General features: G+C 38.4%; 19 protein-coding genes and 1 tRNA gene. 10 read left to right on the top strand and 10 right to left on the bottom strand.

Features of this window, described 5'->3' with window-relative positions:
• Nucleotides 1-53: 53 nt before the first annotated feature.
• The 6 genes from ABXG98_RS18275 to queA form a co-directional block, all read right to left on the bottom strand.
• Nucleotides 54-1,385 (bottom strand): DEAD/DEAH box helicase, encoded by a 1,332-nt coding sequence (locus ABXG98_RS18275; RefSeq protein WP_353540144.1) that lies wholly within the window; start codon nucleotides 1,383-1,385, stop codon nucleotides 54-56.
• A gap of 221 nt (nucleotides 1,386-1,606) precedes the next feature.
• Entirely contained in the window at nucleotides 1,607-2,557 is a 951-nt protein-coding gene (secF, locus tag ABXG98_RS18280) for a protein translocase subunit SecF (protein ID WP_353540145.1), read from the bottom strand.
• Nucleotides 2,558-2,579: 22 nt separating this feature from the next.
• Entirely contained in the window at nucleotides 2,580-4,427 is a 1,848-nt protein-coding gene (gene secD / locus ABXG98_RS18285; protein WP_353540146.1) for a protein translocase subunit SecD, read from the bottom strand.
• Nucleotides 4,428-4,495: 68 nt separating this feature from the next.
• A complete protein-coding gene (gene yajC / locus ABXG98_RS18290) occupies nucleotides 4,496-4,831 on the bottom strand; it encodes a preprotein translocase subunit YajC (RefSeq protein ID WP_353540147.1) in 336 nt (111 codons plus the stop codon).
• Between the two features lie 46 nt (nucleotides 4,832-4,877).
• Nucleotides 4,878-6,017, bottom strand: coding sequence for a tRNA guanosine(34) transglycosylase Tgt (gene tgt, locus ABXG98_RS18295; RefSeq protein ID WP_353540170.1), 1,140 nt, complete (start codon nucleotides 6,015-6,017; stop codon nucleotides 4,878-4,880).
• A gap of 103 nt (nucleotides 6,018-6,120) precedes the next feature.
• Nucleotides 6,121-7,173, bottom strand: coding sequence for a tRNA preQ1(34) S-adenosylmethionine ribosyltransferase-isomerase QueA (gene queA, locus ABXG98_RS18300; RefSeq protein WP_353540148.1), 1,053 nt, complete (start codon nucleotides 7,171-7,173; stop codon nucleotides 6,121-6,123).
• Nucleotides 7,174-7,421: 248 nt separating this feature from the next.
• On the opposite strand from queA, the gene aceK reads away from it, so the two are divergent.
• The 7 genes from aceK to ABXG98_RS18335 all read left to right on the top strand — a co-directional run bounded on the left by aceK (nucleotide 7,422) and on the right by ABXG98_RS18335 (nucleotide 14,969).
• Nucleotides 7,422-9,161, top strand: a complete 1,740-nt coding sequence (gene aceK / locus ABXG98_RS18305) for a bifunctional isocitrate dehydrogenase kinase/phosphatase (RefSeq protein ID WP_353540149.1) — start codon at nucleotides 7,422-7,424, stop codon at nucleotides 9,159-9,161.
• A gap of 213 nt (nucleotides 9,162-9,374) precedes the next feature.
• A tRNA-Trp gene (locus ABXG98_RS18310) sits at nucleotides 9,375-9,451 on the top strand.
• 114 nt (nucleotides 9,452-9,565) lie between these two features.
• The gene (locus tag ABXG98_RS18315; protein WP_353540150.1) at nucleotides 9,566-9,967 is read left to right on the top strand and encodes a DNA polymerase III subunit psi; all 402 of its coding nucleotides are present in this window, start codon (nucleotides 9,566-9,568) and stop codon (nucleotides 9,965-9,967) included.
• 9 nt (nucleotides 9,968-9,976) lie between these two features.
• Nucleotides 9,977-10,435 carry a ribosomal protein S18-alanine N-acetyltransferase gene (rimI, locus tag ABXG98_RS18320; RefSeq protein ID WP_353540151.1) on the top strand — a complete coding sequence of 153 codons (459 nt, stop codon included), beginning with the start codon at nucleotides 9,977-9,979 and terminating at the stop codon, nucleotides 10,433-10,435.
• Between the two features lie 163 nt (nucleotides 10,436-10,598).
• The gene (prfC, locus tag ABXG98_RS18325) at nucleotides 10,599-12,182 is read left to right on the top strand and encodes a peptide chain release factor 3 (protein WP_353540152.1); all 1,584 of its coding nucleotides are present in this window, start codon (nucleotides 10,599-10,601) and stop codon (nucleotides 12,180-12,182) included.
• A gap of 168 nt (nucleotides 12,183-12,350) precedes the next feature.
• Nucleotides 12,351-14,126: an arginine--tRNA ligase gene (gene argS / locus ABXG98_RS18330; protein WP_353540153.1), complete on the top strand. Its 1,776-nt coding sequence runs from the start codon at nucleotides 12,351-12,353 to the stop codon at nucleotides 14,124-14,126.
• 168 nt (nucleotides 14,127-14,294) lie between these two features.
• Nucleotides 14,295-14,969: a nitroreductase family protein gene (locus ABXG98_RS18335; protein ID WP_353540154.1), complete on the top strand. Its 675-nt coding sequence runs from the start codon at nucleotides 14,295-14,297 to the stop codon at nucleotides 14,967-14,969.
• 35 nt (nucleotides 14,970-15,004) lie between these two features.
• On the opposite strand, the gene ABXG98_RS18340 is transcribed toward ABXG98_RS18335, so the two are convergent.
• Both ABXG98_RS18340 and ABXG98_RS18345 read right to left on the bottom strand, forming a co-directional pair.
• Entirely contained in the window at nucleotides 15,005-15,232 is a 228-nt protein-coding gene (locus ABXG98_RS18340; protein WP_353540155.1) for a hypothetical protein, read from the bottom strand.
• Between the two features lie 42 nt (nucleotides 15,233-15,274).
• Nucleotides 15,275-15,610 (bottom strand): ribonuclease E inhibitor RraB, encoded by a 336-nt coding sequence (locus ABXG98_RS18345; protein ID WP_353540156.1) that lies wholly within the window; start codon nucleotides 15,608-15,610, stop codon nucleotides 15,275-15,277.
• A gap of 107 nt (nucleotides 15,611-15,717) precedes the next feature.
• Here ABXG98_RS18345 and ABXG98_RS18350 point away from each other — a divergent pair, with 107 nt between their 5' ends.
• Nucleotides 15,718-16,602: an RluA family pseudouridine synthase gene (locus ABXG98_RS18350; RefSeq protein WP_353540157.1), complete on the top strand. Its 885-nt coding sequence runs from the start codon at nucleotides 15,718-15,720 to the stop codon at nucleotides 16,600-16,602.
• Between the two features lie 29 nt (nucleotides 16,603-16,631).
• Here ABXG98_RS18350 and dapA read toward each other — a convergent pair whose 3' ends face one another.
• Complete coding sequence (gene dapA, locus ABXG98_RS18355) at nucleotides 16,632-17,540, bottom strand: 4-hydroxy-tetrahydrodipicolinate synthase (RefSeq protein ID WP_353540158.1); 909 nt, start codon at nucleotides 17,538-17,540, stop codon at nucleotides 16,632-16,634.
• A 39-nt stretch (nucleotides 17,541-17,579) separates the two neighbouring features.
• A complete protein-coding gene (locus tag ABXG98_RS18360) occupies nucleotides 17,580-17,972 on the bottom strand; it encodes a hypothetical protein (protein ID WP_353540159.1) in 393 nt (130 codons plus the stop codon).
• A 274-nt stretch (nucleotides 17,973-18,246) separates the two neighbouring features.
• Between ABXG98_RS18360 and ABXG98_RS18365 the strand changes: the two genes are divergently transcribed.
• On the top strand, nucleotides 18,247-19,539 hold the full coding sequence (locus ABXG98_RS18365) for a CinA family nicotinamide mononucleotide deamidase-related protein (protein ID WP_353540160.1): 1,293 nt from the start codon (nucleotides 18,247-18,249) through the stop codon (nucleotides 19,537-19,539).
• 154 nt (nucleotides 19,540-19,693) lie between these two features.
• Nucleotides 19,694-20,020, top strand: coding sequence for a hypothetical protein (locus tag ABXG98_RS18370; RefSeq protein WP_353540161.1), 327 nt, complete (start codon nucleotides 19,694-19,696; stop codon nucleotides 20,018-20,020).
• Nucleotides 20,021-20,090: the final 70 nt, after the last annotated feature.

The following is a 20,090-nucleotide window of genomic DNA, read 5'->3' on the forward strand; positions in this document are numbered from 1 at the left end:
ATTTGTAACAGAAATAAACAACAATATTAACTAAAAAATAACTTTATCGGTATTTATTTGTCCGCACTACTATGAGCTCGTCTAACTCGCTTTGCCTTGGTTTTAGTTACCGAACGCTGACCATCTTTATGATCTTTCTTCGGCGTTTTAATTTCTGTTACTTTCTTAGGCTTTTTTACTTTTTTAGCTTTTAATGGCCTCATTGGGCGTGATTCGCCTAAAGCGTTCACTGGCTGAAAGGTTTCGATGACTTTACGCTCAATATGTTGTTGAATAACATGCTCAATATCCCATAACAAATTCAACTCATCTGCACACACGAGAGACACGGCTTGACCAGTATTTCCTGCCCGGGCTGTTCGACCAATTCGATGAACATAATCTTCAGGTACATTTGGTAAATCAAAATTAACAACATTAGGCAATAAATCAATATCGATACCTCGTGCAGCAATATCCGTTGCCACTAATATTTGCACCCGCCCCTCTTTAAAAGCCGCAAGTGCTTTAGTTCGTGCTCCTTGGCTTTTATTTCCATGAATGGCAGCCGCGGTTAAACCTTCCTCTTCTAAATAACGGGTTAATTTATTAGCGCCATGTTTAGTTTTAGTAAATACCAACACTTGCCGCCAGCCATTATCCTTGATCAAATGAGTCAGTACTGCTGACTTGCGTTTTTTATCTACAGGCGTTAACCATTGGGTCACTTTTTCCGCGGTTGAGTTCTCTGGATTAACAGATATTTCTAATGGCTGGTGCACTAAACCTTTAGCTAAAGCCCGAATATCCGCTGAAAAGGTAGCTGAGAATAATAAATTTTGTCGTTGCTTAGGTAATACTGCAATGATTTTTTTTATATCGCGAATAAAGCCCATATCTAACATACGGTCGGCTTCGTCCAAAATGAGTACTTCTAATTGGGAAAATTTGACCGCATTTTGATTATACAAATCTAATAGACGACCTGGCGTTGCCACAAGCACATCTACGCCTTGTCGTAAACGCATCATCTGCGGGTTAATTTTAACGCCGCCAAACACCACAGTTGAATGCAGTTTTAAATACTTACCATAAGTTTCAATACTCTCGCTAACCTGTGCCGCTAACTCTCTTGTAGGAGTTAAGATTAAAGCCCGCACATTATTTGATTGAACCCGGCTTGGTACTGTTCCTCCTTGCGATAAGCGCTCTAACAAGGGAAGTGTAAACCCTGCGGTTTTACCGGTACCTGTCTGCGCTGCAGCCATGACATCACGGCCAGAAATAACCGCAGGGATGGCCTGAGCTTGGATAGGAGATGGTGTATCATAACCTTTATCACTGACAGCTTTAAGTAATGGCTTAGACAAGCCTAGATCGGTAAATTTTGTAACAGTGGAACGCATATAAATCTCTTAATGTGAAGTTACGGAGGGCAAACCGCAAGTTATATTGAACCCGATGTGTTGATATACCCAAACCACCTCAAGGAGCCAGATAAGGGCGTGCAGCATACAGTAAGGCTATGTGTAGTGCAAAGTAATAAGGTTAAGACAAAAATAAAAGCCAAGGTGTTTTCACTCCTTGGCTTTTGTGGTTAATTTGTGCTTTACCAGTAGTTGAGTGACTATGGCATCAACATTTCGTCGTGCTCTTCACCTTCTTTTTCAACCACTTCTGGTATTAAATCTTCTCTTGATATTCCAAGCCCTAGTGCAACAAGTGAAGCTACATAAATTGAAGAATAAGTACCAACAAATACACCGAATAATAACGCAGTTGCAAAGCCATGGATCAAAGCGCCACCTTTAAAAAATAACGCAGCCAAAACTAATAATGTTGTAATTGAAGTAATAAAAGTACGACTTAAGGTTTGTGATAATGAAATATTAATCACATCTTCTGAAGAGGTATCGCGAATTTTTCTAAAATTCTCACGAATACGATCCGAAACCACAATAGTATCATTAAGTGAATAACCTATAACGGCTAAAATCGCTGCCAATACCGTTAAATCAAACTCTAAACCTAAGATAGAAAATAAACCTAAGGTCAATAGCACATCATGAAACAAAGCCACTACCGAGCCGATAGCAAAGCGCCATTCGAAACGAAAAGCAACGTACACTAGAATACAAATTAGTGCTGTTAACATGGCCAAACCGCCCTGCTCTGCTAATTCATCACCCACACTTGCACCAACAAATTCAATACGGCGCATATCAACCTGCTGCCCTGTACCTGTTTGAAGTATAGATAAAATTTCATTGCCGAGCATTTCAGCTTTTACATCTTCACGTAAACCTAGACGAATAACGACATCACGCGAGCTACCATAAAATTGTACTTTAGCATCGTCATGACCGTTATCTTCCATAAGTGTTCTAAGTTTTTGAAGATCAGCCGCTTGTTCAAAGCCTACTTCAATTAAGGTTCCTCCGGTAAAGTCTAAACCAAAGTTAAGCTTATTAACGGCAAGTGATGCGATTGACGCTATCATTAATAGTGCACTAAAGATCATCGCCATTTTGCGATACTTCATAAAAGCAACGGTATTTTTCAATTGTAAAATTTGCATTGTATTTAAATTCCCGTCTTAACTATATTGATAGCTTTTTAAGGCTTTTACCGCCCCAAATAGCATTGACAATGGTTCTTGAGCCCACCACAGAGGTGAACATTGAGGTCAAAATACCAATAGATAAAGTCACAGCAAAACCTTTTACTGGCCCTGTGCCCACAGCAAACAATATCAGCGCTGCAATTAGCGTAGTAATGTTAGCATCAATAATGGTTGAAAATGCCGCTTCGTAACCTTGGTGAATTGCTTGTTGTATAGATTTACCTTCACGCATTTCTTCACGAATACGTTCAAATATTAATACGTTAGCATCTACTGCCATACCAACAGTTAATACGATACCAGCCATACCAGGTAAAGTTAGAGTTGCGCCAGGGATCATCGACATAATGCCAACAATTAGGACGAGGTTAGCACCCAAAGCAAAGTTTGCAACGATACCAAATGCACGATAATAAATTATCATGAAAATAAACACTAAACCAAAGCCCATCATGATTGCTTGAAAGCCCAATTTTACGTTTTCAGCACCAAGAGTGGGTCCAACAGTTCGTTCTTCAACAATAGCAATTGGCGCAATTAATGCCCCTGCACGTAATAATAACGCTAAATTATGAGCTTCGGCTTGTGAGCCAGCACCGGTAATACGAAAACTTTTACCTAAACGTGCTTGTATCGTTGCAACAGAAATAATTTCCTGTTGCTTTTCAAAAACAATATTGCCTTCAGCATCTTTTTTACCCGTAGGCTTGTATTCAATAAAAACGGTTGCCATCGGTTTTCCAATATTACTTTTGGTACCATTTGACATTTTACTACCACCGGCACTATCAAGTGAAATATTGACTTGCGGACGAGAGTATTCATCAAAACCCGATTTAGCATCAGTGATGTGATCACCGGTTAACATGATCCGCTTTTTCAATAAGGTAGGTTTGCCATCTTTATCAGTCAACAGAATTGAACTGGCTGGAACACGCCCATTTATCGCTGCAGATAAATCACCTTCTGTATCAACTAATCTAAATTCAATGGTCGCAGTTGCATTAAGGATTTCTTTGGCTTTAGCTGTATCTTGAACACCAGGCAATTCGATAACAATATGCTTTTTACCTTGACGTTGCACTAATGGCTCAGCAACACCTAATTCATTAACACGATTACGAATAATAGTGATATTTTGTTGTAAAGCATATTCACGAATTTCTTTCAGTTTAACTTCGGTCATTTGCGCCGTTAGGGTTAACGTATCATCATCCGTATTCAGTAAGAGATCACGATAACGTTTTTTCAATAACGATTTTCCTTGCTCAAGATCCGTTTCATTACGGAACTTAACAACTATGGCATCACCTTCTTCTTTAACGCTACGATAACGAACTTTCTCATTACGTAAATCGCCTCGAAAATCTGTCACCATGCCTTCTTTAGCTTTGTTTATCGCTTCTTTCATGTTGACTTCCATTAAGAAGCTAACACCACCACTTAAATCTAAACCAAGCTTCATTGGCGCACCACCAATATTTGCCAACCAGTCAGGTGTATCTGGGGTTAAACTTAGTGCTACAGAATACTGTTTACCTAAATTATCATCCAAAATATCACGCGCTTTTAACTGATCTTCAGTATTTTTAAAACGCGTTAACACTTGTCCTTTTTCTAAAACAATACTGGCATAATCAATACTATTGGTACTTAAATGCCCTTTAATTGTATCGAGGGTGGCTGCAGTTGCTTCGACACCACGTAAACCTGACACTTGTACTGCAGGGTCTTCACCATATAAGTTAGGTGTGGCATAGAGCGCACCTAAAGCAACGATGAACGCTACCATCAGTGTTTTCCATAAAGGGTATTTATTTAACACAATGTGTCCTTTTTCTATTTATCATTCTTAAAATCATTCAATGTCTGGTTTTCACAAGAGAAACATTACTATAAAGACTTCATGGTGCCTTTGGGAAGTACCGCGGTAATAGCACCTTTTTGTACTGTTACTTCATTACCTTCGTTTATACTAACGACGATAAAGTCTTTCTCATCTGAAACTTTGGTGATTTTACCAACAATACCACCTTGAGTGAGGACTTCATCTCCTTTAGATAGAGCAGACATTAAGCCTTTATGGTCTTTAACACGTTTTGCTTGTGGGCGGTAAATCATAAAATAAAAAACTAAACCAAACACTGCTAACATGATGATCATTTCCATACCACCACCTGCTGGAACTGGGGCTTCTGCGGCGTGTGCTGTACTCATAAATAAACTCATAATATCCTCTTATACTTCTTTTAATAATAAATAATAATTTCTATGGTTAATCTTGCACTTGCGAGCTACCAGCCGCTAAAGGCGGAACGGGTAAACCACGTAAGGCATAAAACGTTTCAACAAAGTCGTCTAATTTACCTTGCTCTATCGCATCACGCAAACCTTGCATCACTTTTTGATAAAAATGTAAATTATGCAAGGTATTCAATTGTGAACCTAAAATTTCTTTACATTTATCTAAATGGTGCAAATAGGCACGTGAATAATTTTTACAGGTGTAGCAATCACAAGTGGGATCTAATGGCCCGGTATCTGTTTTGTTGCTGGCATTACGAATTTTGATAACACCAGTATTAACAAATAGGTGACCATTACGGGCATTGCGTGTGGGCATAACACAATCAAACATATCTATGCCTCGACGTACACCTTCAACTAAATCTTCTGGCTTTCCTACTCCCATCAAGTATCGGGGCTTATTTTTTGGAATCAAGGGGGTGGTATGATCTAATATTCGGATCATATCTTCTTTGGGCTCTCCCACAGACAAACCACCGATAGCATAACCATCGAAGTCAATGGCTTTTAAACCGTTAATTGACACTTCACGCAAATCTTCATACATACCACCTTGCACTATGCCAAACAATGCTGAAGGATTATCGCCATGCGCATCTTTTGAACGTTGTGCCCAGCGGAGTGATAACTCCATAGATTCTTGTGACTCTTTATGCGAGGCTGGATACGGGGTACACTCATCAAAAATCATCACAACATCAGAGCCAAGTTTCCGTTGTACCTCCATCGAACGTTCAGGTGTCAGCATAATTTTTTCGCCATTAACAGGCGAGCTAAAACGAACGCCTTCTTCGGTAATTTTACGCATTTTACCTAAACTAAAAACTTGAAAGCCTCCTGAGTCGGTTAAAATCGGTTTTTGCCAATTAATAAAATCATGTAAATCACCGTGTTGTTCAATAATATCAGTGCCTGGGCGTAGCATTAAATGAAAGGTATTACCTAAAATTATTTGCGCGCCAGTATCAGCAACTTCTTCGGTTTTCATTCCTTTAACTGTGCCATATGTACCTACCGGCATAAATGCTGGGGTTTCCACTACGCCACGATTAAAGATCAAACGACCACGACGGGCTTTGCCATCAGTATTAATTAATTCATATTGCATTTTTTTCATAAATTATTTCTTCCCTACCAGCTAAACAGGCTGACGGTTGCAGTTAAAAAGGCTGGCGAGTCATGCCAGACTTTCGCGTTTACTTCATTAGTGTTTACTTTGCTGGCGTTTGCTTAGTCAAGAACATCGCATCACCGTAGCTAAAAAAGCGATACCTTTCGCTTATCGCATGTTGATATGCTTTCATAATATGCTCATAGCCAGCAAAAGCACTCACAAGCATTAACAAGGTAGACTCAGACAGATGAAAATTAGTTAACAGCGCATCAACTAGTTTAAATTCATACCCTGGAGTGATGAAAATATCCGTATCACCATAAAATTCACTAAGCTCTGTGCCATTATTTTCTGATGATTTGGCCGCACTTTCTAATGATCTCACTGAAGTGGTGCCCACCGCAATTACTCGACCACCATTGGCCTTAGTTCGCTTAATTTGTGAAACTACCTCATTAGACACTTCAACATACTCTGCATGCATTATGTGGTCAGCAATAATATCAACCTTCACGGGCTGAAAAGTGCCCGCGCCCACATGCAATGTAACAAAGGCTAATTCAACCCCTTTAGCTTTAATCGTTTCAAGCAACTCATCATCAAAGTGCAAACCTGCTGTTGGTGCGGCTACAGCGCCAGGTTTTTCGTTATACACGGTTTGATATCGCTCTCTATCACTACTTTCATCAGGTCTATCGATATAAGGCGGTAATGGCATATGACCTATTTCATCTAAAATTGATAAAACGGATTGTTCGCCTTCAAATTTCAGTTCAAATAACGCACCATGGCGGGCGACCATAGTGGCGTTAACTTTACCTTCAAGAAGCAATTGAGCACCAACTTTAGGTGATTTGCTCGCACGAATATGCGCTAACACGGTATTTTTATCAATTAATCGCTCGACCAACACTTCAACTTTACCACCACTCGACTTTTGACCGAACATACGTGCAGGAATTACCCGAGTATTATTAAACACCAATAAATCACCGGCATTTAATAGCGATAAAATATCTTTAAAACCAAGATCAGCTATGTCTCCACTATTACCATCAAGAGACATAAGCCGACTACTAGTTCGCTCAGTCGTAGGAAAACGAGCGATTAGCTCAGTGGGTAAATCAAAAGAAAAGTCAGATACGCGCATGATAAATAATCAGGAAAACCTTGCTAGAAGTGTAAAGTAAAATAAAACGCGTAATTTTAGAGCTCTGCGTCTTTGATAGCAAGTTAAATAAAAAAATTAACCTCAGCAAGGTCATCAATTTGAACTCTAAACTTGATACCTAGCAATATAACCGCTGATTATCTTCAATATTTTAAAGAAATAACCTGCCTAAATAGTTATTTTCACGTATGCTTTTTATTACCATTATTAAAAAGTTGTTACCTTTTATGAATAATCTTGCTTTTTCTATTGCTAAAACCATTATCAATGGCTTTGATCGCCATATTCATCTTTTTATTGAAATAACTCAATCAGCACAACAACGATTTCAAAATTGCCAGTGGAGTGAAGTACAAAAAGCAGCCAAAGCAAGAACAACTTTCTATGAGCAGCGCGTTAAAGAAACTTTTGATACCATCAAACAAGATTTCTTTATTGATTCTCTCGATGATGAACTATGGCTGCAAGTAAAAATAGAATATATCCACTTATTAGCAGAGCATAACCAACCAGAGCTTGCAGAAACATTCTATAATTCAGTATTTTGCCGGCTGTTTGAACGTAAGTATTATCACAACGACTACATTTTTGTTGAAAGCACCGCCCAACGCCTTGATGATAGACCCACGCCAGCGATTTACACCAGTTATAAGCCTGCTGAAAAAGGTTTAAAGCAAACTATTTGCGATATTATGAACTTTCATAAAAGTAGTATGCCGTTTGTTGATCTCAACGCTGACGTTGAAATACTCATCCAAGCGTTTCGCCGAAAAGCTCACAAAACCCGCTTCAAATTAGAAGACTTGCAGTTTGATATTTTAAACTTTACTTTTTACCGAAATAAGGGGGCCTATTTAATTGGAAGGGTACTATCACCTGCAGGGGAAACCCCATTCATAGTGTCAGTTCTCAATAATGAACAAGGCGGTTTATATATAGATGCATTATTAAGTAAAAGTGAAGATATGGCCGTTGTTTTTGGCTTTGCTCGTGCCTACTTTTTTGTTGATTGCTTGCACCCATATGCCTTGGTAAATTTTTTACAAAGTTTAATGCCCCATAAAACTAAAGCCGATTTATATTCAGCCATAGGTTTTCATAAACAAGGAAAAACGCAATTTTATCGCGATTTTTTAAATCATCTTGATAGCAGCGATGACAAATTAACACTAGCACCGGGTATAAAAGGCATGGTCATGTCTGTATTTACGTTACCCTCGTATCCTTATGTTTTTAAAATCATCAAAGATAAATTTTCTCCAAGTAAAAACATGACGCGGGCCGACGTTAAGGGCAAGTATCGTTTAGTTAAACTGCACGACCGAGTAGGTCGTATGGCCGATACCATGGAATATTCTGAAGTAGCTTTTCCTAAAGACAGGTTCAACGAAGAGCTATTAGCTGAGTTACATAAAGTAGCCCCATCATTAATTCGTTACGAAGATGATTTATTAATTATTGAGCACCTATATATAGAACGCCGTATGGTACCTTTAAACCTTTATTTAGCTCAGGCTAACGATAAAGAAATAGAAGAAGCACTCTATGGTTATGGTCAGGCTATTAAACAGCTAATATCAGCGAATATATTTCCCGGTGATATGTTATTGAAAAACTTTGGTGTAACCCGTCATGGCCGAGTAATCTTTTATGATTATGATGAAATTACTTACATGGATGAGGTGAATTTTAGAGTCAAACCTGTTGCTGTCACTGAAGAGCAAATATATGCCGCTGAGCCTTGGTATTCAGTAGACCCGGGTGATATGTTTCCTGAAGAGCTCGCTACTTTTGCCTTAGCAAACCCTAAATATTTAAAGGCTTTCAAAATTCATCATGAAGATCTTTTAACTGCGCAGTATTGGCAACAATGCCAGGCAAACGTCGCGGCTGGCATTTATGAAGATGTATACCCCTACCCTGATAAATTCAGGTTTTGTGAGATGCGTAAAACTTCTAAGTCATAATTTGCACCTAGGCTTTGGGTTTATACTAAGTTGATTAAGTTCTGAGTTGGGAAGAAATTTAATCAAATTGGTATTACTATAGAAAATCTGGAGCCTTTATCTACTTATCGCTAGCTTTTTGGCTATTTAATAGCCGAACAGACAAACAATTCAATTTTTTTAACAATTATTCTTTACCTTTAGCTGAGCATCAGTATAATTCGAATCCGTTGCAGGGGTGTAGTTCCAATTGGTAGAACAGCGGTCTCCAAAACCGATGGTTGGGAGTTCGAGTCTCTCCACCCCTGCCATTTTCCCTTCTAAAGACCATTTAATTTAGCCTAAAAGTTTACTATTCAGTGTGCTCAATTTCTGGCATTATAATCCAACCTAGCTTTATATCTAATCTTGAGTAACGTCTTTATATGAGTATTAATCAAAGACAATATGAGCAATTAACTGAAATGGGCATAAGCCTTTGGCAGCAAAAATCCTTTGCTAACGCTCTTAATTCAGCAACAGAAGACCACTCAGAACAAGAAAAAAGCGCAACAGCGTATAGCTACAATGACTTAACAATACTCACTAAAGACACTTTTTTTACTGATATCTTACATGTATTAGAACTATCAATAGGCGAAATTAGCCTTAAAGAAGATCATATAGATCTTGGGCTATTTAATTGGTTTTTTCAATCGGATAAGGCAATAACGACAAGCATATCCTGTCATGATAATAACCTTATAAGCCCTACTTTAGAGGTGATTAAACAATCTCCTGAGTTAAAAAAAGGCTTATGGCAAATAATAATCAAGCACCTTTTATAAATGAAAAATATGAAGCAGTCTCTAAATTTTAGACCTTTAACTACCACTGATGTCAATATCTTGATGCCAATAGAGCAGGCCTGCCACTCTCACCCTTGGAGTGAAAAAACATTTATTAGCTGCATTGGCGGTCGTTACTTTGGCGAAATACTTACCCAGCATCAGCAAGTAATTGGATTTTACGTGGCTGAAGTGGTACTAGACGAAGCAACATTAATGGATATATGCGTTGAGCCAAGTCAACAAGGTCATGGTTTTGGCAATAAGCTATTAAACCAATTTATTGCACAAGCCAAAGCCAAAGGCGTGGTCAAAATTTGGTTAGAGGTTCGGGCTAAAAATATTTCAGCACAAATGTTATATATGAAAGCAGGCTTTATAGAAACCGGTCGTCGTACAGGGTATTACCCAAGTGCAAAAGGCTTTGGCTACGAAGATGCCATTGTGATGTCATTAAAAATAAAATAACAGTATCGGCAATGCCTTTTTACCTCACCTACAGCGTAGATTGCCGCCTATTTTTGTTCGTTCAAAAAAAACTCAGATAAAATACCAAAGTCCCTTAAAACCGTTTTTTTATTTATGTTACAATGCGCGCATTCGTACGTACGCAAACAAGAACAATTAAACAATGACAACGCCACAAGTCACAGCAGTGAACAAAAGAAGAACCTTCGCTATCATTTCGCATCCCGATGCGGGTAAAACCACCATTACTGAAAAAGTATTATTGTTCGGTCAAGCATTACAAAAAGCTGGCACGGTAAAAGGTAAAAAATCTGGTCAACATGCCAAGTCAGACTGGATGGAAATGGAGAAGGACCGTGGTATATCAATTACCACCTCTGTTATGCAGTTTCCTTACAATGACTGTTTAGTGAATTTACTCGACACTCCTGGACACGAAGACTTTTCTGAAGATACTTATCGTACCTTAACAGCTGTCGATTCTTGTTTAATGGTCATTGATGTTGCTAAAGGTGTTGAAGCGAGAACAGTTAAGCTAATGGAGGTCACTCGATTACGTGATACCCCTATTATTACCTTTATGAACAAAATGGATCGAGATGTTCGTGATCCGATGGAAGTCATGGATGAAGTCGAAGACGTATTAAAAATAAAGTGTGCACCAATTACTTGGCCTATTGGTATGGGTAAAGAGTTTAAAGGTGTATATAACCTAGTGACCGATGAAACATTTTTGTATCAGTCTGGTTTAGGACATACCATACAAGAAGTAAGAATAATCAAAGGGCTAAATAACCCTGAGCTAAATACTGCTGTTGGCAGTTATGCTGATGATTTAAGAGAAGAGCTTGAACTTGTGCAAGGCGCTTCTCACGAGTTTGATCTAGAAGAGTTTTTAAACGGTGAATTAACACCGGTATTTTTTGGAACCGCGCTAGGTAACTTTGGTGTTGACCACATGCTTGATGGCTTAACCAAATGGGCACCTAAACCATTACCACGTTTAGCAGATGCTCGGGAAGTGCTTGCTACTGAAGAGAAGTTTTCAGGCTTTGTTTTTAAGATTCAAGCCAATATGGACCCCAAGCATAGAGACCGTATTGCCTTTATGCGTATTTGTTCAGGCATGTATGAAAAAGGCATGAAAATGAAGCAAGTACGCCTAGAAAAAGACGTTAAAATTGCTGATGCGGTGACGTTTATGGCCGGAGATAGATCCAATGTAGAACAAGCATACGCGGGTGATATTATCGGTTTACATAACCACGGAAGTATTCAAATAGGTGACACCTTCACCTCAGGTGAAATGATAAAGTTTAGTGGTATTCCTAACTTTGCACCTGAAATGTTTCGACGTATTCGCTTACGCGACCCACTCAAGGCCAAGCAGTTACAGAAAGGTCTCATTCAACTGTCAGAAGAAGGCGCTGTGCAAGTATTCAGACCTTTGATTAATAACGATATGATAGTAGGGGCTGTAGGTGTATTGCAGTTTGAAGTGGTAGTGCAACGCTTAAAAACCGAATATAACGTCGACGCAATATATGAGCCTATTAGTGTTGCGACCGCTCGCTGGTGCACATGCAAAGATGAACGTACGCTAGAACAATTTAAAAAGAAAGCAGGAGATAACTTAGCGCTAGACGGTGGAGATAACTTGACTTACATCGCCCCCACTATGGTTAATTTGTCATTAGCGCAAGAAAGACATCCTGATATTGAGTTTCACTCAACTCGAGAACATTAATTTTTGCTTTTCATATAGAATTTTTGCGGCATTGTTTTCGCTTTTTCATTTGATTGCTTAGTAAACTAAGCTCCATATGGAAAGTCTCGACAGCTTTGCTAAAATCCAATTTAGTTTGCAAAATACATACTAATTGGAAAAGAAACAAACTAAAAAAGATTGAACATTATGAATATTAAACAGATACTTGCCGAAAAAGTTAGTGCCGCCATGGTTGCTGCTGGATTACCTGCAGATACCAATCCTGCCATCAGTATATCTAACCGTCCTCAGTTTGGTGATTACCAAGCCAATGGCGTGATGGGCGCTGCAAAAAAATTAAAAACTAATCCTCGTGAATTAGCGACGAAGGTGTTAGAACAACTTACTGTGAGTAAAAGTCTTGATGGCATTGCTGACAACATCGAGCTTGCTGGCCCTGGCTTTATTAATATACACCTTAGCCCAACTTGGTTGTCAACCCAGCTTAATGTTATATCCCAAGATACCCACTTGGGTGTTAGTCAGCGTGCTAGCGACGGCAACGATAAGCAACAAACCGTTGTTGTTGATTATTCTGCGCCTAACCTTGCAAAAGAAATGCATGTTGGCCACTTACGCTCAACCATTATTGGTGATGCTGTTGTACGCGCATTAGAGTTTCGTGGTGATACTGTTATTCGTCAAAACCACATGGGCGATTGGGGCACACAATTTGGAATGCTAATCGCCCATTTAAGCGATAAACTTGCAAGTAATCAAGTAGCTGAAACAGCCCTTGCTGACTTAGAAAATTTTTATCGTGAAGCAAAAATACGCTTTGATGAAGAAGAAGGCTTTGCTGACAGAGCCCGTGCTGATGTAGTAAAACTGCAAAGTGGTGACGCCGGCTGTGCCAAGCTATGGCAACAATTTATTGATATTTCTATTACTCACAGTGAAGAAATCTATCATAAATTAAATGTATCACTTAAGCGCTCAGATATTATGGGAGAAAGTGCCTACAACGATGATTTATCAGCAGTTATTGATGAACTCATGGCAAACGAAATTGCGGTTGAGGATCAGGGCGCTAAAGTTGTGTTCATTGATGAAATGGCCAACAAAGACGGTGAGCCATCCGTATTTATTGTACAAAAATCTGGCGGTGGTTTTTTATACGCCACCACCGATTTGTCAGCATGTCGCTACCGCAGTGGCAAATTAAAAGCCGATCGTATCATTATTTTCACTGATGCACGCCAAGCTCTTCACTTTAAACAAGTTGAAATTGTGGCTCGTAAAGCTGGTTTCTTACCAGATAATGTTGGTTACGACCATTGCCCTTTCGGCATGATGATGGGGGATGATGGTAAGCCATTTAAAACCCGTACAGGCGGAACTATTAAACTTGCTGAATTATTAGATGAAGCGGTAAGTCGTGCCAGTGAGTTAATCAAAGAAAAAAATCCTGATATCAATACCAATGAGCTCACAACGATTGCTAAAAAAGTGGGAATTGGCGCAGTAAAGTTTGCTGATTTATCGAAAAATCGCACCAGTGATTATATTTTTAACTGGAAAACAATGCTTAGCTTTGAAGGCGCTACAGCACCTTATTTACAATATGCCTACTCACGAATTCAAAGTATTTTTATTAAAGCAGAGCAAAACAAATCAAAAGCTACAGCACACAATGCAAACATTCAAATTATTGAATCGCAAGAAAAAGCATTAGCGCTAAAGTTATTGCAACTTGAAGATGTGATTGATGCGGTGATCAGCGAGTGTACACCTAACTTGTTATGTAATTACTTGTATGAATTAGCCAGTCTCTACATGAGTTTTTATGAAGCCTGTCCAATCCTTAAAACAGGTATTGATGAGGAGGTTAAAGCATCGCGTTTGGCCTTATGTCAATTAATTGCAAAAACCTTAAAACAAGGTTTAGATATTTTAGGTATTGAAGTGATGGAACGCATGTAGCTCTCGTATCCTTTACCTAAAAGTAAATGCTAGTTAAATACTGTATAGAAAAACCGACTTTACTCTGTCGGTTTTTTTATGCTTTTAAAAAACTTCTAGCTGAACTTTAATTTTGTAAGAGTATTCTGTTAGAGTAATTAAAATTAAAAAAGTTACCTAAGGCCTATTATGCAACAACATAACTGCTCACCACTGAACGATTTCATCGAATACCCTGCAGACGAAATGATTGCCCGTTCTGAAAAATTTTATCAGGATATTAAACGCCGCCACTCTATTCGTAACTTTAGTAATAGAGACGTTGATAAAAAAATTATTGAAAATTGTTTAAAAGCGGCCGGAACAGCGCCAAGCGGAGCCAACCATCAACCTTGGCATTTTGTTGCAATAAACTCACCGACAATTAAAAAACAAATCAGACAACAAGCTGAACACCATGAACGTGGTTTTTATAACGGTAGAGCAGGAGAAGAATGGCTAGGTGCATTAAAAGAACTCGGTACTGATGCTAATAAACCCTATTTAGAGCATGCACCATGGTTGATTGCTATTTTTAGCCAGAAAAAAGGTGGGCTTAATAAAACCGATAATAATACCAATTATTATGTACATGAGTCTGTTGGTATTGCCACCGGATTTTTAATTAATGCTTTGCATAACGCCGGACTAGCAACCTTAACTCATACGCCAAAACCCATGTCATTTTTAAATAAAATTTGTAATTGTGGTGACAATGAACGAGCTTACATGCTACTGATTGCCGGCTACCCAGAAGATAATGCAACGGTACCGAATCATGCACAAATGAAAAAACCACTCACTGATATTGCCACATTTTTGTAAAACTAATGATAAAAGCGACTCATCAAAGCTATGCACTAAACAAAATCTAGCTGTAAGTCCGTGCAACCTTTTTTACAACGTATACCTGAGTTCTCATGGGAGTTATCGTGCGCTTGGTGAGGTGTAAGCAGGTACAAGGGTTGATGGCAAATTGTACAAAGTACTTTTTTGCCGGCCATCACTTTTTTAACTAATTGCTTTTGTTCAACAAAAGAGTGATGACTGGCTTTTTGCAACGCCGCGAACTTATTAATATCAATCATCTGTCTTATATCTCCCTTTCCTTTGTGGCTAGGGTGTATTCACTACAAACAGTAAAAACCATCAAGTTTCCCCTGTAAAGGCTCACTACTGTTAGCTAATAGCTCCTGATAGGCGCTAATGTTTTCGTAACTCAAAGGCATTTCGGGGTAGGCGGTTATTTCCCAAGGATACTCTTCGTCTTCTTGAAAAGGCGTAAAAGACAGTTTTTGATTGTTTTCCAATAATAATTGACCAAACTGCAAGGCTAATGCTTGTGTCGGAAAAAGTACTGAGAACTCGACTTCTCGCGGTTGCTCTAGATCATCACCAGCTTGTTGCCTTTGCCATAAAACATCACCAACACTATCATTTGGAAATAAAGTTAAATCACGGTTCATACTAACCCATCAAAGATTTTTTTATAAAGTTACATATTACCTGATAACGCTTAAGGCGTAAAAGTGTTAAACTCATTCTTATCGATTTGATACCTGTTATGTGAGTTATGACCACCACCTTTGAACATCATTTAAAATATAATCACTTAATTGATGATACTCCTAGCACCGCGTTAAGTTTACTTTTTGACAGCCTAAGAAACACAGAGCACAACCTGAGTAAAACACAACTCAAAGAGGCTATAAGTAAAGGTGCATTATGGCTAACCAGAGCAAACCATACTCAAAGATTACGTCGGGTTAAAAAATCACTACAATACGGTGACCAATTGCACTTTTATTACCATAGCGGCGTACTAGCTAGTGTAGTGTGCGATGCAAAACTTATCAGTGATGAAACGGATTATAGTGTTTGGTATAAACCTTATGGTATGCTTTCTCAAGGCTCTAAATGGAGCGATCATTGCACCCTAAGTCGATATGCGCAACAACAATTAACACCCGAGCGTTCGGTATTTATTGTTCACCGCTTAGATAGAGCTGCTACAGGCTTAATGCTTATTGCTCATACCAAAAAAGCAGCCAGAGCCTTATCTGCAATGTTTGAGTGCCGCACTACAACCGACAACACGCTGAACAAATATTACCAAATTATTGTCCATGGCAATCATAATAAATTTGACCAGCCACAGGTTATTAACACAGAGGTTGCAGGTAAAAGTGCACGTAGCTCTTTTACCTGTTTAGCTTATGATCCAGATAAAGATCGTTCATTAATTGAGGTAAAAATTGATAGTGGCAGAAAACATCAAATTCGGCTTCATGCTGCAAGCATCGGTTTACCCGTCGTTGGTGATCGATTACATGGCATCGCAGATGTTAGTGAAACATCAAATTTACAGCTTTGTGCCGTTAGTTTAAGCTTTAATTGTCCGATCTCAGGAGTACAAAAGCACTTTGAATTGGAAAGCCATCTTAAACCTCAATTGTAAATCAATTAAGGTTAAGAAGTTACTAATGACTATATGCAGTATTTAAAATCACTATCTGCTAGTAAAGATAATGAATCACCTACTATATCATCAGCTTTTAAGGCATTAAGTAATTCAAAACCTTGTTGGCGTTGTTCTAAGGTTAACGCTTTGTATGGTAAGCGAAAATTTGGTGCAACAGCCCCAGTCATCATCAACGTTGTGTTAATAGCAATAGGGTTAGGCTCACAAAACAACCACTGCATTAACCCTTTCAACTTACTGTTGAGTTCAACATCTTTATTATCCATCAATTGACGCATTAAACTCGGCACTACATTTGATGTAACTGATATCACTCCATGAGACCCATAAAGATGGCGACCGTCATGGCTTTCATCATCATTGCCTGACCAACACGCTATACCTTGTTTTTCATAGTGAGCAATACGTTCATTACCACCACATTCTTTTACGCCAATAAAGTTCTTATGCTTGGCTAATGTTTCAATAATATCAGGGGTGAGATCTTGTCCTGTGCGCCCTGGCACATTGTAAATAAACGCCGGACCAATATCTAACGTACGATTGAGATGCTCAATAACGCCAGCAGTTGATGTTCGACCATAATAAGGATTAATTTGCAATGTAGCATCCATCCCCGCGGCAAAGCCATTTTTAGTTGCCTTGATCGCTTCCGCTGTATTATTACTACCAGTATTACCAATAATTAGTAGCTTAGCACCAAATTTATGTACGCTGTGAGCTATTAGTATTAGGTGCTCTTCCCAGCTAAGTAAGTGTCCTTCGCCAGTAGTTCCACCCACAACAATGCCATCTACCCCGCCATCAATTTGCTGTTGAACAAGGCTGTCGTAGGTGAGAAAATCAACCTCGCCTGATGAAGTATAAGGTGTTTTAATTGCGGTAATTAAACTGGCTGCTTTTAACTGCTTCATTATTTTCCTAATTTTTTGATTAAAATCTTTCGGATAAAGTTAACAATGTCCTATATGGTCTGCCACTTTACGCATTTTAAAAATTTCTTTAGTTTCTATATGCTGATACTCAAAAACCTGATGAGTTAATTGTATGACTCTATAAGCATGATAATTATTACTGTCATTGAGATCTGCTGCATAAAGTTGTTCATCTAAAACTTCATTTTTTGTGATAGTAAAATGAATATCAGCCACTAAGCCCCAATCACCCAATTCAGCGACTTGCTCAACAACCTCTTCTTGTTCAGCTGCGTTTATTTTGAGTGTTATAAAGTTAAACTCAAAGCTACCATCTGCGTTTAACTGCGCATATTCGATAATTTTCCTATTTTGATCATCGACACCTTCACGGAACCAACGACCAAATAAAAGCGCTCTTTCGTATATCACTTTACCCTACTTAATAAAAGAAGAATGAATATCATTGTACATGCTACATAAATATGACCTGTTTATTTTAATGGCAAACGACGTTAAAGCCAAACCCAATAAAGTATTTATCTGCGATATTCTCTATTAAAAATTAAAATATGTACTATTTACTGAGCTTACAATGACAAATTTCTTTTACCCTAACATTAATGTTATGCAAATCATTAAGTGTAAGTAGTAGGAAAAAAGGTTAAATTAGCGACACGTTTAATTTAAAAATGTATGGCAAACCATGATTAAGCCAAATGTGCAATTACTACTAACCGGTAATGAATTAATGACAGGGGATATTGTAGATAGCAATTCAGCCATGATCGCAGACCTCCTTTCTTTTATCGGATTAAATATATCACGTAAAGTAACCCTCGCTGATGACTTAACCTTATTAACCAACGAAATAATGAGCTTGGCTAAACATGCAGATATTTTAATTATCAATGGTGGGTTAGGGCCAACGGTTGATGATTTGACCGCGCAAGCATTAGCAAAAGCAACTCAAGTAGAGTTAGCTGAACACCCCGATGCACTATCACACGTAACCCATTGGTGTAATAAACGCAAAACCAGATTAAATGCGCCAAATTTAAAGCAGGCAATGTTACCTCAAGGCTGCGAAATCATCGCAAATAAACAAGGAAGCGCAGTTGGCTTTAAAGTTAACTACACTGGCTGTGATATCTATTGTACTCCAGGTGTTCCAAGAGAATTGCAAACCATGTTAGATGAGCAAATTATCCCTGAAATTGCCAGTAAGCTAGCAAATGAACTCACCACTGATGTCACCCGTTTACAAGTATTTGGTATAGGTGAGTCTAGCTTACAAAAAATGATTGATGAAAAATTACCTGATTGGCCAGATGATATTGATTTAGGCTTTCGAGCAGGAATGCCTTTACTAGAGATTAAATTAACAACGACAAACCATAAGGCTCTGCATAAAAAACCTATTTGGAAAAATAAGCTCACTGAGCTATTAGGTGATCACCTTATTGGAGAAATAAATACTAAGCCATCATCATTGGCAAAGCATGTACTCACAGCCCTTAATGAACAAACGTTAACTATTACCACAGCAGAATCATGCACTGGTGGGTTAATTGCGAGTATGTTAACTCAGGAAGCGGGGGCTTCTCAATCATTTGAAGCTGGTTTTGTTACCTACTCTAACAAGATGAAAACGAGTTTATTAGCCGTGCCAGAAGCACTACTAAATACTCACGGAGCCGTAAGTCAAGCAGTAGTGCTTGCCATGGCTCAAGGGGCACTAAAAAAATCATCTGCTGATTTTGCTATTGCTGTTTCAGGCATAGCCGGTCCTGAGGGTGGCAGTAAAGATAAGCCTGTTGGTACAGTATGGATAGCCTGGGGAGGATTAGATACCTTGCAATCAGTAAGGTTAGTTATCCCCTTACCCCGTCGTTATTTTCAAAAATATGTGGCCAGTATTGGCTTAGATTTAATAAGGCGAGAGTTATTAAACAGTCAAGAAATCCCAAATTATGTTGTTGAGCGTCAAAAAAAGTAAAATCAATCGCGCTATTTCTCAACAACTCATTGCTAAGTAAATAAATAGTTTATATATTTAACAAAGTAATTAAAAATATTATTATGCTGTTGCTATAATATCATATGTTATTTTAATCATAGCAATAATGCTTTTTCATATATTGGAGACTGTTTTGGCTGAAAAAAACTTTATCACCAGTGGGCGAAATACCATCATTCATAAAATTAAAAAATTTGATCTGTTAATTATCAATGGCGAAAACCCTGTTGTGATTGTCAGTCACCGTGGTATTGGCATATACAAAGGTGAAATTCCTGCAAAACGCTCAATTGCAAAAAAAGCCTACCAAGACATTGTTCAGATTGAGTCAGGTGATGTCTTTAGCGAAGAAAAAACCTTGTTGTTTGTGCAAGCACTCGATGGTAGAGAATATAAAATTGATTATAGTAAAGTGGATACCCCTAACTTTATTAAAGTTCACCAAGAGAATTATATTTAATGTCATTTGCTAAAAGAGCTGTACGCCCTTTTAATCTCGCTATCAATGCAAATCATTAACTGCGTGAATA

The organism is Colwellia sp. KU-HH00111 (assembly GCF_040362745.1).
In the GTDB taxonomy this organism is placed as follows: Bacteria; Pseudomonadota; Gammaproteobacteria; order Enterobacterales; family Alteromonadaceae; genus Colwellia.